Below are 14,728 nucleotides of genomic sequence, written 5' to 3'. Positions count from 1 at the left end.
GGCGCGGGGGGGCGCCCCCCCCCCCCCCCCCGGCCCCGTACCGTCGCCCCGTAGTCGCCGTCCCGTCGCAGCCGTGGTGCCGCAGAGCCGGCCGCGCTCAGAGCCAGCCGCGCCGTTTGAACTGCCGGTGCAGGCCGACGACGATCGCGGCCATCAGCCCGATCACCGCCGGATAGGCCCAGGTCCACTTCAGCTCCGGCATGTGCTCGAAGTTCATGCCGTAGATACCGGCGACCATGGTCGGCACCGCCGCCATCGCCGCCCAGGCCGAGATCTTCCGCATGTCGTCGTTCTGCCGCACGCCCATCTGTGCCAGATGTGCGGAGAGGATGTCGGACAGCAGCCGGTCCAGCCCCTCCACCTGCTCGTTGGCGCGCGTCAGATGGTCGCCCACATCCCGGAAGAACGGCTGCGAGTGCTCATGCACGAACGGCACACCCGCCCCGGCGAGCCTGGCCATGGGAGCCGCCAGCGGTCCGGAGGCGCGGCGGAATTCGAGCACCTGCCGCTTGAAGGTGTAGATCCGCGACGCGACGTTCTTCGAGTCGCCTCCGTTGGGTGCGAAGACCTCGGCCTCCAGCTCCTCCAGGTCGGTCTGGAGCTCCGCCGCCACATCGATGTAGTGGTCGACGACCGTGTCGCTCACCGCGTACATGATGGCGGTGGGGCCGTGCTTGAGCACCTCGTGCTCCTGCTCCAGCCGCTTGCGTACGGCGGCGAGCGGGGCGCCCTCGCCGTGCCGCACGGTCACCACGAAGGAGTCACCGAGGAAGACCATCAGCTCGTCCGTGGTCACGGTGTCGCTCTCCGCGTCGTACATGACCGGCTTCAGGACCAGGAAGAGCGTCTCGTCGTAGACCTCCAGCTTGGGGCGCTGATGGGCCCGCAGAGCGTCCTCCACGGCCAGCTCATGCAGCTTGAACTCGCTTCTGACCAGGTCGAATTCCTTCGGTGTCGGCTCGTGCAGCCCGACCCAGAGGAAGGCGTTCCCGTCCGCGCGTGCCTCGGCGAGGGCATCGGAGAGGTCCGTGGGCCCCTCTATACGGCGTCCGTCCCGGTAGATGGCGCAATCGACAATCACGGCGCGCATTCTCCTCCGTCGGGGCGGCCCGTGCACGCCCGGGGGGCGGTAACCCCGCCGCCGTCCCTTCCGTACCGGCCTCCGAGAGCCCGGCGGCCGGCTCCGGGGCCTGTCGTAGGCTGGCCGCCATGGCCACGCTGATTCTTGTACGGCACGGACGCTCCACCGCCAACACCTCCGGGGTGCTCGCGGGCCGGATGCCGGGAGTCTCCCTCGACGAGCGGGGCGCCTCGCAGGCCGCCGCGCTGCCGGACCGGCTGGCCGGGCTGCCGCTGGCCGCCGTCGTCACCAGCCCGCTGCAGCGCTGCCGGGAGACCATCGCCCCGCTGCTGGCCGCCAGGCCGGAGCTGACTCCGTACACCGAGGACCGGATCAGCGAGTGCGACTACGGCGACTGGTCGGGGCGCAAACTCGCCGAACTCGGTGACGAGCCGCTGATGAGGACCGTGCAGCAGCACCCGTCGGCCGCCGCGTTCCCCGGTGGCGAGTCGATGCGCGCGATGCAGGCGCGCGCCGTGGAGGCCGTACGGGAGTGGAACGCCCGGATCGACGCCGAACACGGCGAGGACGCGGTGTACGCGATGTGTTCGCACGGCGACATCATCAAGTCGGTGGTCGCCGACGCCCTCGGTATGCATCTCGACCTCTTCCAGCGGATCCACGTCGATCCGTGTTCCCTCACGGCCGTCCGCTACACCGCGGTGCGGCCGTTCGTCCTGCGGCTCGGCGACACCGGTGAGTTCGGCTCGCTGGCGCCCCGCGAGAGCGGTTCGGGATCGGACGCGGCTGTCGGTGGTGGCGCGGGCGCGCCGTGATCGCTCCGGGCAGTAGGGTGGGCGGGCCGTCAACCGGACCACCCCGCAGCCGAACCCCATGGAGATCAGGACGTGTCCCGTCAGGTGTACTTCTACGACCCGCCGGACCGCTTCGTCGCGGGTACGGTCGGGCTGCCGGGGCGCCGTACGTTCTTTCTTCAGGCGTCGGCCGGCTCCCGCACCACCAGCGTGGCGCTGGAGAAGACCCAGGTGGCCGCGCTCGCGGAACGCATCGACGAGCTGCTCGACGAAGTCGTGCGCAGGACCGGGGGGAACTCACCGGTGCCCGCCGTCGCCCCCGATGCCGGTGACACCGCCCCGCTGGACGCGCCGGTCGAGGAGGAGTTCCGCGTCGGCACCATGGCGCTGGCCTGGGACGGCGACGAACAGCGCATGATCATCGAGGCCCAGGCGCTCGTCGAGCTGGAAGCGGACAACGACGAGGACCTCGCGGAGGCGGAGGAACGTCTCCTCCAGGACGACGAGAACGGCCCGCCGATGCTCCGCGTCCGGCTGACCGGTGCCCAGGCCAGGGCCTTCGCCAAGCGCGCGCTCGACGTCGTGAACGCGGGACGGCCGCCGTGCCCCCTGTGCAGCCTGCCGCTCGACCCGGAGGGACACGTATGTCCGCGCCAGAACGGATACCGCAGGGGGGCGTGACGGCCACCCAGCTCCTCCGGGAGGGGGAGCTGACGGTACGCGGCCGGGTGCGCGAGGCATCCAACGCGGTGCTGTACTGCTCGGTCTCGTACGAGGGCCGGGAAGCGGCCTGTGTGTACAAGCCGGTCGCCGGTGAACGGCCGCTGTGGGACTTCCCCGACGGGACGCTCGCCCAGCGTGAGGTGGCGGCGTACGAGGTCTCCGAGGCGACCGGCTGGGGGTTCGTCCCGCCGACGGTGCTGCGCGACGGTCCGTACGGCGAGGGCATGTGCCAGCTGTGGATCGAGTCCGCGGCCGAATCGTCACTGCTGGCCCTGGTCGAGGACGACGAGCCCGCCGACGGCTGGAAGGCCATCGGCTTCGCCGAGGTGGACGAGGGCCGGACGGCGCTGCTCGTGCACGCCGACGACGAGCGGCTGCGGCGGCTCTCGGTGCTCGACGCTGTGATCAACAACGGCGACCGCAAGGGCGGCCACCTGCTGCCGACGGACGAGGGGCGGATCTACGGCATCGACCACGGGGTCACCTTCAACGCCGAGGACAAACTGCGGACCCTGCTGTGGGGGTGGGCGGGCGAGCCGCTGACGCCCGGGACGGTCGCGGTACTGGACACACTCGCCGGGGAACTGGCGCCCGGTGCGGGGCTCGCGGAGCGGCTGGCGGGGCTCATCACCGCGGCGGAGCTGGAAGCGGTACGGGGGCGCGTACAGGGACTGCGGGAGGCCGGGCGGCATCCCGTACCGAGCGGTGAGTGGCCGGCCATCCCCTGGCCGCCCGTCTGATCCCCGGGTATCCCGGCGCTCCCCGGGGATTCCGGTGCTCCCCGGGTATTCCGGCACTTCCTGGCACAGACGCTTCCCGTTCGCGCAAGAGTGCCGATTCGGCCAATGCCACTACTCCGGTTCGTGCCCGGAACTGACGTCCGGTTACGCTCGTCTACATGTATGCCTGGCCCGCTTCTGAGGTTCCCGCCCTGCCCGGCAAGGGCGCCGACCTCCAGATCCACTCCACCGCGACCGGCGGACGAGTCACCCTCGACCCCGGCCCCGTCGCCCGCATCTACGTCTGCGGCATCACGCCGTACGACGCGACCCACATCGGTCATGCGGCGACCTACAACGCGTTCGACCTCGTGCAGCGCGTGTGGCTCGACACCAAGCGGCAGGTCCACTACGTGCAGAACGTGACCGACGTGGACGATCCGCTCCTTGAGCGGGCCGCACGCGACGGTGAGGACTGGACCGAGCTCGCGGAGCGCGAGACGGCACTCTTCCGCGAGGACATGACCGCGCTGCGGATGCTCCCGCCGAAGCACTACATCGGAGCGGTCGAGGCCATACCGGGCATCGTGCCGCTCGTCGAGCGGCTGCGGGACTGCGGGGCGGCCTACGACCTCGACGGCGACGTCTACTTCTCCGTGGAGAGCGACGCGCACTTCGGCGAGGTCTCGAACCTGGACGCGGAGGCGATGCGGCTGCTCTCCGCCGAGCGCGGCGGTGACCCGGAGCGGCCCGGCAAGAAGAACCCGCTCGACCCGATGCTCTGGATGGGCGCCCGTGAGGGCGAGCCGAGCTGGGACGGCGGCTCCCTGGGCCGCGGAAGGCCCGGCTGGCACATCGAGTGTGTGGCCATCGCGCTCGACCACCTCGGGATGGGCTTCGACGTCCAGGGCGGCGGCTCCGACCTCGCCTTCCCGCACCACGAGATGGGCGCGTCGCACGCCCAGGTCCTGACCGGCGAGCACCCGTTCGCCCAGGCCTATGTGCACGCCGGCATGGTCGGCCTGGACGGCGAGAAGATGTCCAAGTCCAAGGGCAATCTGGTCTTCGTGTCGAAGCTGCGCCACGACGGGGTGGACCCGGCCGCGATCCGGCTGACCCTGCTGGCCCACCACTACCGCTCGGACTGGGAGTGGACGGACCAGGTGCTGCAGGACGCAGTGGAGCGGCTCGGCCGCTGGCGCGCCGCCGTCTCCCGGCCCGACGGACCGTCCGCCGACGCCCTGATCGCGGAGATCAGGCAGGCGCTCGCCGACGACCTGGACGCACCCGCCGCGCTGCGCGCCGTGGACCGCTGGGCCGCTCTGCAGGAGTCCGGCGGCGGTACGGACGAGGGGGCGCCCGGCCTGGTGTCACGCGCCGTCGACGCCCTGCTCGGAGTGGCGCTGTAGGACGTCCGCGCTGCGCCCCCCTGGCGCCTGTCCGCCCCCGGATTCCGTCGAGGAGTCCGGGGGCGGTTCCGTGCCGGGGAGACGCCCCCGTAAGGCCAGGCCGTCTCCGTACCGCAGTGCGGTTTCCGTACCTGTGATCGGCAGCCGGTGTACGGCCGCGTCACTCCTCGGGGGAGTCCTCCGGGCCGTTCTCGTCGTCCGGGGGCTTGCTGCCGGTGCTCCCGGGGTCTGGCCGCTGTGGCTTCGGTGGCCGGGAGCGGCTGCTGGGGCCCGAGCTGTCCCGCCGGTAGCCGCTGCCCTCGCCGCCGTCCGTGGCGTGGCCGCCGCCGGACTGGCCCGGGTCGCGGCGGCGCAGATACCGCTCGAACTCGCGGGCGATGGCCTCGCCGGACGCCTCGGGGAGCTCCGCGGTGTCGCGCGCCTCCTCCAGCGTCTGGACGTACTCGGCCACTTCGCTGTCCTCGGCGGCCAGTTGGTCCACGCCGACCTGCCAGGCCCGTGCGTCCTCGGGCAGTTCGCCCAGCGGGATCCGCAGGTCGATCAGGTCCTCAAGCCGGTTCAGCAGGGCGAGCGTCGCCTTCGGGTTGGGCGGCTGTGACACGTAGTGCGGGACGGCCGCCCAGAGGCTGACGGCGGGCACACCCGCGTGGGTGCACGCCTCCTGGAGGATGCCGACGATGCCGGTCGGGCCCTCGTACCGCGTCTCCTCCAGGTCCATCGTCCTGGCCAGATCCGCGTCCGACGTGACGCCGCTGACCGGCACCGGCCTGGTGTGCGGGGTGTCGCCGAGCAGCGCCCCCAGGATCACCACCATCTCGACGCCCAGCTCATGGGCGAAGCCCAGGATCTCGTTGCAGAACGAGCGCCAGCGCATGGACGGTTCGATTCCGCGGACCAGTACCAGATCGCGTGGCTTGTCGCCGGTCACCCGGATCACGGAGAGCCGGGTCGTCGGCCAGGTGACCTTGCGTACCCCGCCGTCCAGCCACACCGTGGGCCGGTTGACCTGGAAGTCGTAGTAGTCCTCGGCGTCGAGCGCCGCGAACACCTCGCCCTTCCACTCCCGGTCCAGGTGGGCGACCGCGGTGGAGGCTGCGTCGCCGGCGTCGTTCCAGCCCTCGAACGCGGCCACCATGACCGGGTCGATCAGCTCGGGAACCCCCTCGAGCTCGATCACCCAGTGCCTCCCTCCGAAGTTCTTCTCTTACGCACCAACCTTACGGCTTCCCCCGTACCCGGACGCAGCCCTTGTGCACGCCCCCTGTTCATACCCGCTCCGCTCCCGGCAGCCTGGACAGGCCGTTCCGGCAGTCTGCCCCTATCGAGGCGATTCATCCGAGCTGTACCGGCAAATTTCGTCCCACCCCTGGACGGTGCGGTATCTGCGGGGCTATACATCGGATGACAAATTAAAGGTCCGATGTTCTTAACGATGTTCTCACCAAGGGAGTGTGGATGAGTCCGACCGTCACGGGGTTCGAGGTCCACGACATCCGATTCCCCACCTCGGAACAGCTCGACGGCTCGGACGCCATGAACCCGGACCCCGACTACTCCGCGGCCTATGTGGTGCTCAGCACCGACGCCCCGGGCGGTGTCACGGGACACGGCTTCTGTTTCACCATCGGGCGCGGCAACGACGTCATCGCCGCCGCCATCGAGGCGCTGCGCCCCTATGTGGAGGGGCGGCCCGCACCGCTCACCGCCGCCGGGCTCGCGGCGCTCCACCACGACCTCACCCATGACTCGCAGCTGCGCTGGCTGGGCCCCGAGAAGGGGGTGATGCACATGGCCGCGGGCGCGGTCGTCAACGCCGCCTGGGACCTCGCGGCCACCGCAGCGGGGAAGCCGGTCTGGGAGTTCCTGGCCGGTATGACGCCGGAGGAGCTGGTCTCCCTCGTCGACTTCCGCTATCTGACCGACGCCCTCACCCCGGACGAGGCCCTCGCCCTGCTGCGCGCCGCCGAGCCCGGCCGGGCCGAACGGGCCGCCCTGCTGCGCGCCGAGGGCTATCCCGCGTACACCACGTCGCCCGGCTGGCTCGGCTACTCGGACGAGAAGCTGGTGCGGCTCGCTCAAGAGGCGGTCGCGGCCGGGTTCGGGCAGATCAAGCTGAAGGTCGGCGCCGATCTGGCCGACGACGTCCGCAGGATGAAGCTGGCCCGCGCGGCCGTCGGCTCCGGTGTGCGGGTCGCCGTCGACGCCAACCAGCGCTGGGACGTCGCGGACGCGCTGCGGTGGATGGAGGCCCTCGCCCCGTACGACCCGCACTGGATCGAGGAACCGACCAGCCCCGACGACATCCTCGGACACGCGGCGGTGAGATCCGGGCAGCCCGTGAAGGTCGCCACCGGTGAGCATGTCGCCAACCGGGTCGTCTTCAAGCAGCTGCTCCAGGCCGGTGCGGTCGACTTCGTCCAGATCGACGCGGCCCGGGTCGCCGGGGTCAACGAGAACCTCGCGATCCTGCTGCTCGCCGCCAAGTTCGGCGTTCCGGTCTGCCCCCACGCGGGCGGTGTCGGACTGTGCGAACTGGTCCAGCATCTGGCGATGTTCGACTACGTCGCCGTATCGGGCAGCCGGGACGACCGCGTCATCGAGTACGTGGACCATCTGCACGAACACTTCACCGACCCCGCGGTGATCGAGGGCGGACGCTATCTGGCGCCCAGCGCGCCGGGCTTCTCGGCCCGTATGCACCCCGCCTCGCTCGCCGCGCACCGCTACCCCGACGGGCCCGTATGGCAGGCCCGCCGCACCACCGAGGAGGTCAACTCGTGACCACTGCACGCGACTTCGAGGGGCTCGGCGCCCTGGTCACCGGCGGGGCTTCCGGGATCGGAGCCGCCATCGCCGCCGGGCTGCTCGCCCGGGGCGCCAGGGTCGCCGTACTCGACCGTGAGACCGAGGGCGCACCGGACGGCACTCTCGCACTCAAGGCGGACGTCACCGACGACGCCGCGGTACGGGATGCGGTGGACGCGGCCGCGGCCCGATTCGGCGCGCTGCACACGGTGGTGTCCAACGCGGGGATCGGCGCCGTCGGTACGGTCGCCGACAACTCCGACGAGGAGTGGCAGCGGGTCCTGGACATCAATGTCCTCGGCATGGTCCGCACCGCCCGCCATGCGCTGCCGCACCTGCGCCGCTCGGCCGCAGACCGGCCGGGGTGTGTCTCCCTCACCCACACCTGCTCGATCGCGGCGACCGCCGGACTCCCGCAGCGCGCCCTCTACAGCGCCAGCAAGGGCGCCGTCCTCTCCCTGACCCTGGCCATGGCGGCCGACCACGTCCGGGAGGGCATCCGGGTCAACTGCGTCAACCCCGGTACCGCGGACACCCCGTGGGTCGGGCGGCTGCTCGACCAGGCCGGCGACCCGGCCGCCGAGCGTGCCGCGCTCAACGCCCGTCAGCCCACCGGCCGGCTGGTCACCGCCGACGAGGTGGCGGCGGCCGTCCTCTACCTCGCGAGCCCCGCGGCCGCGGCCGTCACCGGTACGGCTCTCGCCGTCGACGGCGGAATGCAGGGGCTGCGCCTGCGCCCGGCCGCCGGCTGAGCGGACGCACCGCCCCCGGGAAGACGCACCCGACAAGACGCACCGCACGGACCGGACGCCCGGTCCCTGCACACCGGGCCGCACGGCCGACAGAGCATCAAGCGCCACTATCAAGGACGGGACACCAATGAGAGTGCGTACAACGAGTGCGGCGGCCTGCGCCGTACTGCTGGCCGTCACCGCGCTCGCGGGCTGCAACCGCGACTCCGGCAGCGGCTCCGAGGACAAGAAGGTCGGCATCGACCTGCCGCGCAGCGACAGCGACTTCTGGAACTCCTACCAGCAGTACGTCAAGAAGGGCGTCGCGGACGGCGAGGTCAAGGCGCTCCCGCTCACCAACTCGCAGAACGACATCGGCAAGCTCGTCGCCAACGTCCAGACCTTCAGCGACCAGGGCGCCAAGGCCGTCGTGATGGCGCCGCAGGACACCGGGGCCATCGCCTCCACGCTGCAGAACCTCAACAAGAAGAAGATCCCCGTCATCAGCGTCGACACCCGCCCGGACAAGGGCGATGTCTACATGGTGGTGCGCGCGGACAACCGCGCGTACGGCGAGAACGCCTGCAAGTACCTCGGCAAGCAGCTGAAGGGCAAGGGCAAGGTCGTCGAGTTCCAGGGCGATCTGTCGTCGATCAACGGCCGGGACCGCTCCGTGGCCTTCAAGTCGTGCATGACCAAGAACTTCCCCAGCATCAAGGTCTTCGAGCTGGCCACCGACTGGAAGGGCGATGTGGCGTCCGCCAAGCTCCAGTCCACCCTGGCCGCCCACCCCGACATCAACGGGATCTACATGCAGGCGGGCGGAGTCTTCCTGCAGCCCACCCTGGCGCTCCTGGAACAGAAGAAGCTGCTGAAGCCGGCCGGCACCAAGGGCCACATCACGATCATCTCCAACGACGGCATCCCGGAGGAGTTCGACGCGATCAAGGCCGGGAAGATCGACGCGACCATCTCGCAGCCCGCCGACCTCTACGCCAAGTACGCGCTGTACTACGCCAAGGCGGCCGTCGACGGCAAGAAGTTCAAGACGGGCGCGACCGACCACGGCTCCCACATCATCAAGATCCCGAACGGCCTTGAGGACCAGCTCCCCGCGCCGCTCGTCACCAAGGCCAATGTGAACGACCCGAAGCTGTGGGCCAATCAGCTGGGGAAGAAGAACTGACCATGCCCGATGCACCCGCGGTTCATGCCCAGGGCATCGTCAAGCGCTTCGGTCCCACCGTCGCGCTCGACGATGTCCGCCTGACAGTCAAGCCCGGTGAGTCGCACGCCCTGGTCGGGCGCAACGGCGCCGGAAAGTCCACCCTCGTCAGCGTCATCACCGGACTCCACCGGCCGGACGCCGGGACGGTCACCTTCAGCGGTGAGCCCGCGCCCGCCTTCGGGGACACCATGGCCTGGCAGTCGAAGGTCGCCTGTGTCTACCAGAAGTCCATGGCCGTCCCCGATCTCACGGTGGCCGAGAACCTCTTCCTGAACAACTTCGGTCTGGGCCGCGGTGCGGCGGGCGGCCGCTGGATCAGCTGGTCCGGGCTGCGCAGACGGGCCGCCGCGCTGCTCGCCGATTACGGCGTTGACGTCGACCCCAACGCCCGCGCGAAGGACCTCTCCGTCGAGCAGGTGCAGTTCGTGGAGATCGCCCGCGCGCTGTCCTTCGGCGCCCGGCTGATCATCCTCGACGAACCCACCGCGCAGCTCGACGCGCGGGGGATCCAGAGCCTCTTCACCAAGCTGAGGGAGCTCCAGAGCCAGGGGGTGGCGTTCCTCTTCATCTCGCACCACCTCCAGGAGGTGTACGAGCTGTGCACCGCCGTCACGGTCTACCGCGACGCCCGGCATGTCCTGACGGCGCCCGTCGCCGACCTGGGCAAGGCCGATCTGGTCGCCGCGATGACCGGGGAGTCCGCGGCCGGGCCGGTGGCCTGGCACGCGGCATCCGGTGCGAGGCCGGCCGCCGGGACCGCGGCGGCCGGGCCCGTCCTGCGCACCGAAGGGCTCGCCGTCGACGGCGAGTTCGAGCCGCTGGACATCGAGGTGCGGGCCGGTGAGGTCCTCGGCATCGCGGGCGCGGCGGCCAGCGGCAACACCGCCCTCGGCGAGACCCTCGTCGGCATGCGCAAGGCCACGGCGGGGCGGGTCTCGGTCCGGGGCCGCGCTGTCAGACCGGGAAGCGTGCCGCACGCCCTCAACGCGGGGATCGGCTACATCCCGGAGGACCGGCACCGCCAGGGTCTGGTCCTCGAACGCAGCGTGGCCGAGAACGCCACCCTGACCGTCGCCGACCAGCTGGGGCCGTGGGGGACCGTACTGCCGTCCCGTACCAGGGAGTTCGCGAGCACCATGATCTCCTCGCTGGACATCAAGACCACCGGACCCGACCAGAAGGTGTCGGGGCTCTCCGGAGGCAACCAGCAGAAGGTGGTGGTCGCCCGCGCGCTGGCGCGCAACCCCAGCACGCTGGTGGCGGTACGGCCGACGGCCGGTGTGGACATCAAGTCCAAGGACTCGCTCCTGGGCGTGGTGAGGCGGGTCGCCGACGAGGGCAACGCCGCCGTGATCATCTCCGACGAACTCGACGACCTGCGGGTGTGCGACCGGGTGGTCGCGCTCTTCCACGGGCGGGTGGTCGCCGAATACGACAGCGGGTGGACGGACGGGGAACTGGTCGCCGCCATGGAAGGTGTGGGGGAGCGGGCATGACCGACACGATCCGGCCGGCAGCGGCCGATGAGACCACGGACAGGGTGAGCCCGGTACGCGCCAGGCTGGCGCTCATCCGCTGGAGCGACTTCTCGCTCGTACCGGTGATCCTGGTGCTGATGGTCATCGGATTCATCGTCTCGCCGGTGTTCCTGACGTCCCAGAACCTGATCAACGTCATCCAGCAGTCGTCCGAACTCAGCCTCCTGGTGCTCGCCCAGGCCTTCATCCTGATCTGCGGCCGGATGGACCTGTCACTGGAGTCGACGATCGGTATCGCGCCGGTCATCGCGCTGTGGCTGGTCCTGCCGTCGTCGGGCGACCGGTTCACCGGCCTCGGGCTGCTGCCCGCCTGGACGGCGATCCCGCTCTGCCTCCTGGCGGGGCTCGCGATCGGCGCGTTCAACGGCTTCCTGATGCTCAAGCTGCGCGTCAACGGCTTCATCGCGACCCTCGGCATGCTGATGATGCTCCGCGGGCTGCACATCGGGATCACCGAGGGGAAGTCGATCATCGAGGTCCCGGCCTCGTTCAGCTACCTGGGCAGGGCCTCCTGGCTCGGTGCCCCGGCCGCGGTCTGGATCTGCCTCGTGCTCTTCGCCATCGGCGGGGCCGCGCTGGCCTGGACCCGGCACGGCCGGTCGCTCTACGCGATCGGCGGCAACCCGGAGGCGGCCCGCGCGGCCGGAATCCGGGTGGACCGGGTCACCTGGATCGTGCTGGCGATCGGCGGGCTGCTCGCGGCCTTCGCCGGAATCCTCTACACCGGCCACTACGGTTCGGTCGGCGCCGCCCAGGGCAAGGACATGATCTTCCAGGTCATGGCGGCCGCGGTCATCGGCGGCATCGGGCTGAAGGGCGGCCGTGGCACCATCTTCGGTGCGCTCACCGGTGTGCTCGCCCTCCAGCTGGTGGTCAATGTGATGACGCTCGCCGGGGTGCCGGGCCAGTGGGAGACCTTCCTCAACGGCGCGATCATCATCATCGCGCTGATCGCCTCCCGCTTCGCGAGCGGTGAGGAGCAGGACTGACGGCCGCGCCGCGGACCGGGCCACGCCGCCCGGCCCGGCCGCCGTGCCGCGACGGCCGTGCCGTGGGGGCACGGTCCGTCCTGGTCCGTCCTGGATTCCTGGTCAGGCCCGGTCCCGTACGCACGGGGCCGGGCGTCACAGCGTCGAGCGCAGCCACTGCTCGACGCTGGCGATGTGCACCGTGGCCCAGGACCGGGCCGCTTCGGCGTCCCGGTCCCTGAGCGCGGTCAGAATGGCGCGGTGCTCGTGGAGCGTACGGCTCACCGCGTCCTCCTGGGTCAGCCCCCGCCACACCCGGGCGCGGGTGGTGGGTCCGGAGAGGCTGTCGAGGAGCGAGCAGAGCACGGAGTTTCCCGAGCTCTGCACGATGCCCCGGTGGAACTCCAGGTCGCTGGCGACCAGTTCCTCCACGGACGGCTGCGGGCCGAGCGCGTCCAGCTGGGCGCCGAGCGCCGCCAGCTCCTCGTCGCCGATCCGGTGCGCGGCCATCGCCGTCGCGGCCGGCTCCAGGATCCGCCGGACGGCCAGGAACTCCAGTACGGTGTCGTCCCGGTGGAAGTCCACGACGAAGCTCATCGCTTCGAGCAGCAGCTGGGGATCGAGACTCGTGACATAGGTGCCGTCGCCCTGGCGTACATCGAGGATGCGGATCAGCGACAGCGCGCGGACCGCCTCGCGCAGCGAGTTGCGCGAAAGGCCGAGATCAGCGGCGAGTTCGCTCTCCTTGGGCAGCCGGTCGCCCGGCCGCAGTGCGCCTGAGACGATCATCGCCTTGATCTTCTCGATGGCCTCGTCGGTCACAGCCATGGGAACCTCGCCTCAACAGACATCCGATGTATCTGCTGATTATGGCTCCTCCAGGGGTGCCCGCGCACGCGGGTCCGGTGAACCGGCCGGACCGGTCCCCGGTACGGCTGTGCGCGCGGACATATTTCAGGGCTAAGATTTCATCCTTGTATGACGTTGTGAGCGGTGACAGGGAGGCTGCGGCACATGGCCGGGAAGAAGGCGGCAGGGGCACAGCAGGATGCCGTCGCGTCCATTGTGGCGGACTGGGCGAGGGAGCGCCCCGAGCTGGACACCGCGCCCCTGGAGGTCCTGGCGAGGCTGCACCGTACGTTTCTCCGGTACAGCACCCGGCTCACGGCCGCGATCGACCGGCACGGCCTCTCGGTCGCGGGCTTCGACGTCCTGACCGCGCTGCGCAGGGCCGGGGCCCCCTACCGGCTGACGGCCGGCCAGCTCGCCGACTCGGGCCTGGTGTCGTCGGCGGGGGTGACACTGCGGATCGACCGGCTGGAGAAGGACGGTCTGATCGTCCGGGAGCGCGACGCCGAAGACCGCCGTGTCGTCTACTCGCGGCTCACCGGGGCCGGGCTCGCCAAGGTGGACGAGGTGTTCGCCGAGCATCTCGACAACGAACGCCGGATGCTCGGCGGTCTCACCCCCGCGGAGTGCCGCCAGCTGGCACGGCTGCTCCCGCGTCTTGAGCGGTCCATCATCGACTCGGACTCGGACTCGGACTCGGATTCCGGCTCCGGCTCCGGCTCCGGCTCCGAACCGGGTTCCGGCCTGGAATCCCTCCCGGACGCCGGGCCGGATCCCGGCCCGGCCGGTGCGCGGGGCGGCTCCGGAGGTCAGTGAGCGGGTGCGGGTGCCGGTGCCGCTGCGGGTGCCTGTGCCGCCGCCGCGGTGCGGCCCGCGGCCTGTGCCTCGGCCTCCGCCCGGTACATCCGGCGGAGCCTGACCACGCCCAGATCGTGCTGGTACAGGTTCTCGCGCTGGTCGGCGTCGGCGGGCATGGCCTCCAGCATCTCCCGGTCCTGTTCCAGCACTTCCCAGTGGCGCTTCTCGATCAGCGTCCGGTAGAGGAAGCGCCAGCTGTCCCGCTGCCAGCCCTCGACCTTGCGGTAGCGCCAGAAGAAGACACCCGTACGGTTCTCGTCCACCGGGCAGACCATTCCGACGATGCCGAACGGGCCGCCGGGGCCGGCCGACGGCGGATAGGGAATCGACAGATCCACCCAGTCGACGCCGGTCCTGCACAGCTCGACCCAGTCGAAGTTGACCCCGCGCTGGTCGGTCTTCTCGAAGAAGTAGCCGCGCCCGGTCTCCCGGATGCGGAACTTGGCGGTGGTGTCCCCGTCGAACATCGTGTGCGACTCATGGTGCAGGAACGCGCCGTGCATCGGGTCGAGCAGGTTCTCCACCGCGTACCGCCACGGGCCGTTCCACTCCGCGTAGCAGAGGAACGAGTCGGTGCCCGGGTCGGTGAGCGGCTCCGGGAGGGTCAGCGGCGCCGGTTCGGGGTGCTCGTCGTCGCCGAAGTAGGCGAGCACAGCGCCGCCCACCTCGCGCACCGGCAGACTCCTGACGAGCTTCTTGCCCTCCAGATTGCAGCCGGGCAGTCCCGGCACCGACGAGACGGTGCCGTCGGTCTCGATCTCCAGACCGTGGTACCAGCAGGCCACCCGGTCGCCCAGGTGTTTGCCGAGCGAGAGCGGCGCGCCGCGGTGCGGACAGCGGTCGGCGAGCATGCTCAGCGTCGAGTCCGAGCGGCGGAACAGCAGCCACTGCTCACCGAGCACCGTGACCTTGCGCATGGCGCCCGGTGCCACGAAGCGGGAGGGCACGACGGGGTGCCACTGGTTGCGCAGTCCGGTGGCGTAGATGTGATCGGCGGTCATGTGATCGGCGGTCAGGGTGGTCAT

The 14,728-nt window shown here is 70.7% G+C and carries 13 protein-coding genes and 1 pseudogene; 10 read left to right on the top strand and 4 right to left on the bottom strand.

Annotated features, from left to right (window positions below; all coding sequences use genetic code 11):
- Nucleotides 1–97: 97 nt before the first annotated feature.
- Nucleotides 98–1,090 carry a magnesium/cobalt transporter CorA gene (gene corA / locus ACFXBC_RS13700; protein ID WP_385023045.1) on the bottom strand — a complete coding sequence of 331 codons (993 nt, stop codon included), beginning with the start codon at nt 1,088–1,090 and terminating at the stop codon, nt 98–100.
- Between the two features lie 119 nt (nt 1,091–1,209).
- On the opposite strand from corA, the gene ACFXBC_RS13695 reads away from it, so the two are divergent.
- The 4 genes from ACFXBC_RS13695 to mshC all read left to right on the top strand — a co-directional run bounded on the left by ACFXBC_RS13695 (nt 1,210) and on the right by mshC (nt 4,726).
- Nucleotides 1,210–1,896: a histidine phosphatase family protein gene (locus ACFXBC_RS13695; protein ID WP_385023043.1), complete on the top strand. Its 687-nt coding sequence runs from the start codon at nt 1,210–1,212 to the stop codon at nt 1,894–1,896.
- A 72-nt stretch (nt 1,897–1,968) separates the two neighbouring features.
- On the top strand, nt 1,969–2,556 hold the full coding sequence (locus ACFXBC_RS13690) for a DUF3090 domain-containing protein (RefSeq protein ID WP_385023041.1): 588 nt from the start codon (nt 1,969–1,971) through the stop codon (nt 2,554–2,556).
- The gene (locus ACFXBC_RS13685; RefSeq protein ID WP_385023039.1) at nt 2,520–3,338 is read left to right on the top strand and encodes an SCO1664 family protein; all 819 of its coding nucleotides are present in this window, start codon (nt 2,520–2,522) and stop codon (nt 3,336–3,338) included. The genes ACFXBC_RS13690 and ACFXBC_RS13685 overlap by 37 nt, the downstream gene beginning before the upstream one ends.
- Before the next feature lie 158 nt (nt 3,339–3,496).
- Nucleotides 3,497–4,726 (top strand): cysteine--1-D-myo-inosityl 2-amino-2-deoxy-alpha-D-glucopyranoside ligase, encoded by a 1,230-nt coding sequence (gene mshC / locus ACFXBC_RS13680; protein WP_385023037.1) that lies wholly within the window; start codon nt 3,497–3,499, stop codon nt 4,724–4,726.
- Between the two features lie 160 nt (nt 4,727–4,886).
- Here the strand turns inward: mshC and ACFXBC_RS13675 are convergent, their stop codons facing one another.
- Complete coding sequence (locus ACFXBC_RS13675; protein WP_385023035.1) at nt 4,887–5,903, bottom strand: PAC2 family protein; 1,017 nt, start codon at nt 5,901–5,903, stop codon at nt 4,887–4,889.
- 278 nt (nt 5,904–6,181) lie between these two features.
- Here ACFXBC_RS13675 and ACFXBC_RS13670 point away from each other — a divergent pair, with 278 nt between their 5' ends.
- The 5 genes from ACFXBC_RS13670 to ACFXBC_RS13650 all read left to right on the top strand — a co-directional run bounded on the left by ACFXBC_RS13670 (nt 6,182) and on the right by ACFXBC_RS13650 (nt 12,017).
- Complete coding sequence (locus tag ACFXBC_RS13670; RefSeq protein ID WP_385023033.1) at nt 6,182–7,507, top strand: enolase C-terminal domain-like protein; 1,326 nt, start codon at nt 6,182–6,184, stop codon at nt 7,505–7,507.
- Nucleotides 7,504–8,283, top strand: coding sequence for an SDR family NAD(P)-dependent oxidoreductase (locus ACFXBC_RS13665; RefSeq protein ID WP_385023031.1), 780 nt, complete (start codon nt 7,504–7,506; stop codon nt 8,281–8,283). Before ACFXBC_RS13670 ends, ACFXBC_RS13665 begins: the two co-directional genes overlap by 4 nt.
- Before the next feature lie 127 nt (nt 8,284–8,410).
- Nucleotides 8,411–9,448 (top strand): sugar ABC transporter substrate-binding protein, encoded by a 1,038-nt coding sequence (locus ACFXBC_RS13660; RefSeq protein WP_385023029.1) that lies wholly within the window; start codon nt 8,411–8,413, stop codon nt 9,446–9,448.
- 2 nt (nt 9,449–9,450) lie between these two features.
- Nucleotides 9,451–10,986: a sugar ABC transporter ATP-binding protein gene (locus ACFXBC_RS13655; protein ID WP_385023027.1), complete on the top strand. Its 1,536-nt coding sequence runs from the start codon at nt 9,451–9,453 to the stop codon at nt 10,984–10,986.
- Nucleotides 10,983–12,017: an ABC transporter permease gene (locus ACFXBC_RS13650; protein ID WP_385023025.1), complete on the top strand. Its 1,035-nt coding sequence runs from the start codon at nt 10,983–10,985 to the stop codon at nt 12,015–12,017. Before ACFXBC_RS13655 ends, ACFXBC_RS13650 begins: the two co-directional genes overlap by 4 nt.
- 135 nt (nt 12,018–12,152) lie before the next feature.
- Here the strand turns inward: ACFXBC_RS13650 and ACFXBC_RS13645 are convergent, their stop codons facing one another.
- Entirely contained in the window at nt 12,153–12,824 is a 672-nt protein-coding gene (locus tag ACFXBC_RS13645) for a FadR/GntR family transcriptional regulator (protein WP_385023023.1), read from the bottom strand.
- A 186-nt stretch (nt 12,825–13,010) separates the two neighbouring features.
- On the opposite strand from ACFXBC_RS13645, the pseudogene ACFXBC_RS13640 reads away from it, so the two are divergent.
- A pseudogene (locus ACFXBC_RS13640) lies at nt 13,011–13,529 on the top strand (MarR family winged helix-turn-helix transcriptional regulator); the annotation flags it as partial.
- A gap of 125 nt (nt 13,530–13,654) precedes the next feature.
- Here the strand turns inward: ACFXBC_RS13640 and ACFXBC_RS13635 are convergent.
- The gene (locus ACFXBC_RS13635; protein ID WP_385023021.1) at nt 13,655–14,728 is read right to left on the bottom strand and encodes a Rieske 2Fe-2S domain-containing protein; all 1,074 of its coding nucleotides are present in this window, start codon (nt 14,726–14,728) and stop codon (nt 13,655–13,657) included.

It is taken from the genome of Streptomyces sp. NPDC059398 (genome assembly GCF_042751845.1).
Taxonomy (GTDB): domain Bacteria; phylum Actinomycetota; class Actinomycetes; order Streptomycetales; family Streptomycetaceae; genus Streptomyces.
This window is presented reverse-complemented; position numbering and strand designations above follow the sequence as displayed.

Bases quoted from the DNA above. Each gene is read 5' to 3' on its own strand.
- corA (WP_385023045.1), bottom strand. From the start codon at position 1,090: ATGCGCGCCGTGATTGTCGATTGCGCCATCTACCGGGACGGACGCCGT.
- ACFXBC_RS13695 (WP_385023043.1), top strand. From the start codon at position 1,210: ATGGCCACGCTGATTCTTGTACGGCACGGACGCTCCACCGCCAACACC.
- ACFXBC_RS13685 (WP_385023039.1), top strand. From the start codon at position 2,520: ATGTCCGCGCCAGAACGGATACCGCAGGGGGGCGTGACGGCCACCCAG.
- mshC (WP_385023037.1), top strand. From the start codon at position 3,497: ATGTATGCCTGGCCCGCTTCTGAGGTTCCCGCCCTGCCCGGCAAGGGC.
- ACFXBC_RS13670 (WP_385023033.1), top strand. From the start codon at position 6,182: ATGAGTCCGACCGTCACGGGGTTCGAGGTCCACGACATCCGATTCCCC.
- ACFXBC_RS13660 (WP_385023029.1), top strand. From the start codon at position 8,411: ATGAGAGTGCGTACAACGAGTGCGGCGGCCTGCGCCGTACTGCTGGCC.
- ACFXBC_RS13655 (WP_385023027.1), top strand. From the start codon at position 9,451: ATGCCCGATGCACCCGCGGTTCATGCCCAGGGCATCGTCAAGCGCTTC.
- ACFXBC_RS13650 (WP_385023025.1), top strand. From the start codon at position 10,983: ATGACCGACACGATCCGGCCGGCAGCGGCCGATGAGACCACGGACAGG.
- ACFXBC_RS13645 (WP_385023023.1), bottom strand. From the start codon at position 12,824: ATGGCTGTGACCGACGAGGCCATCGAGAAGATCAAGGCGATGATCGTC.
- ACFXBC_RS13635 (WP_385023021.1), bottom strand. From the start codon at position 14,728: ATGACCACCCTGACCGCCGATCACATGACCGCCGATCACATCTACGCC.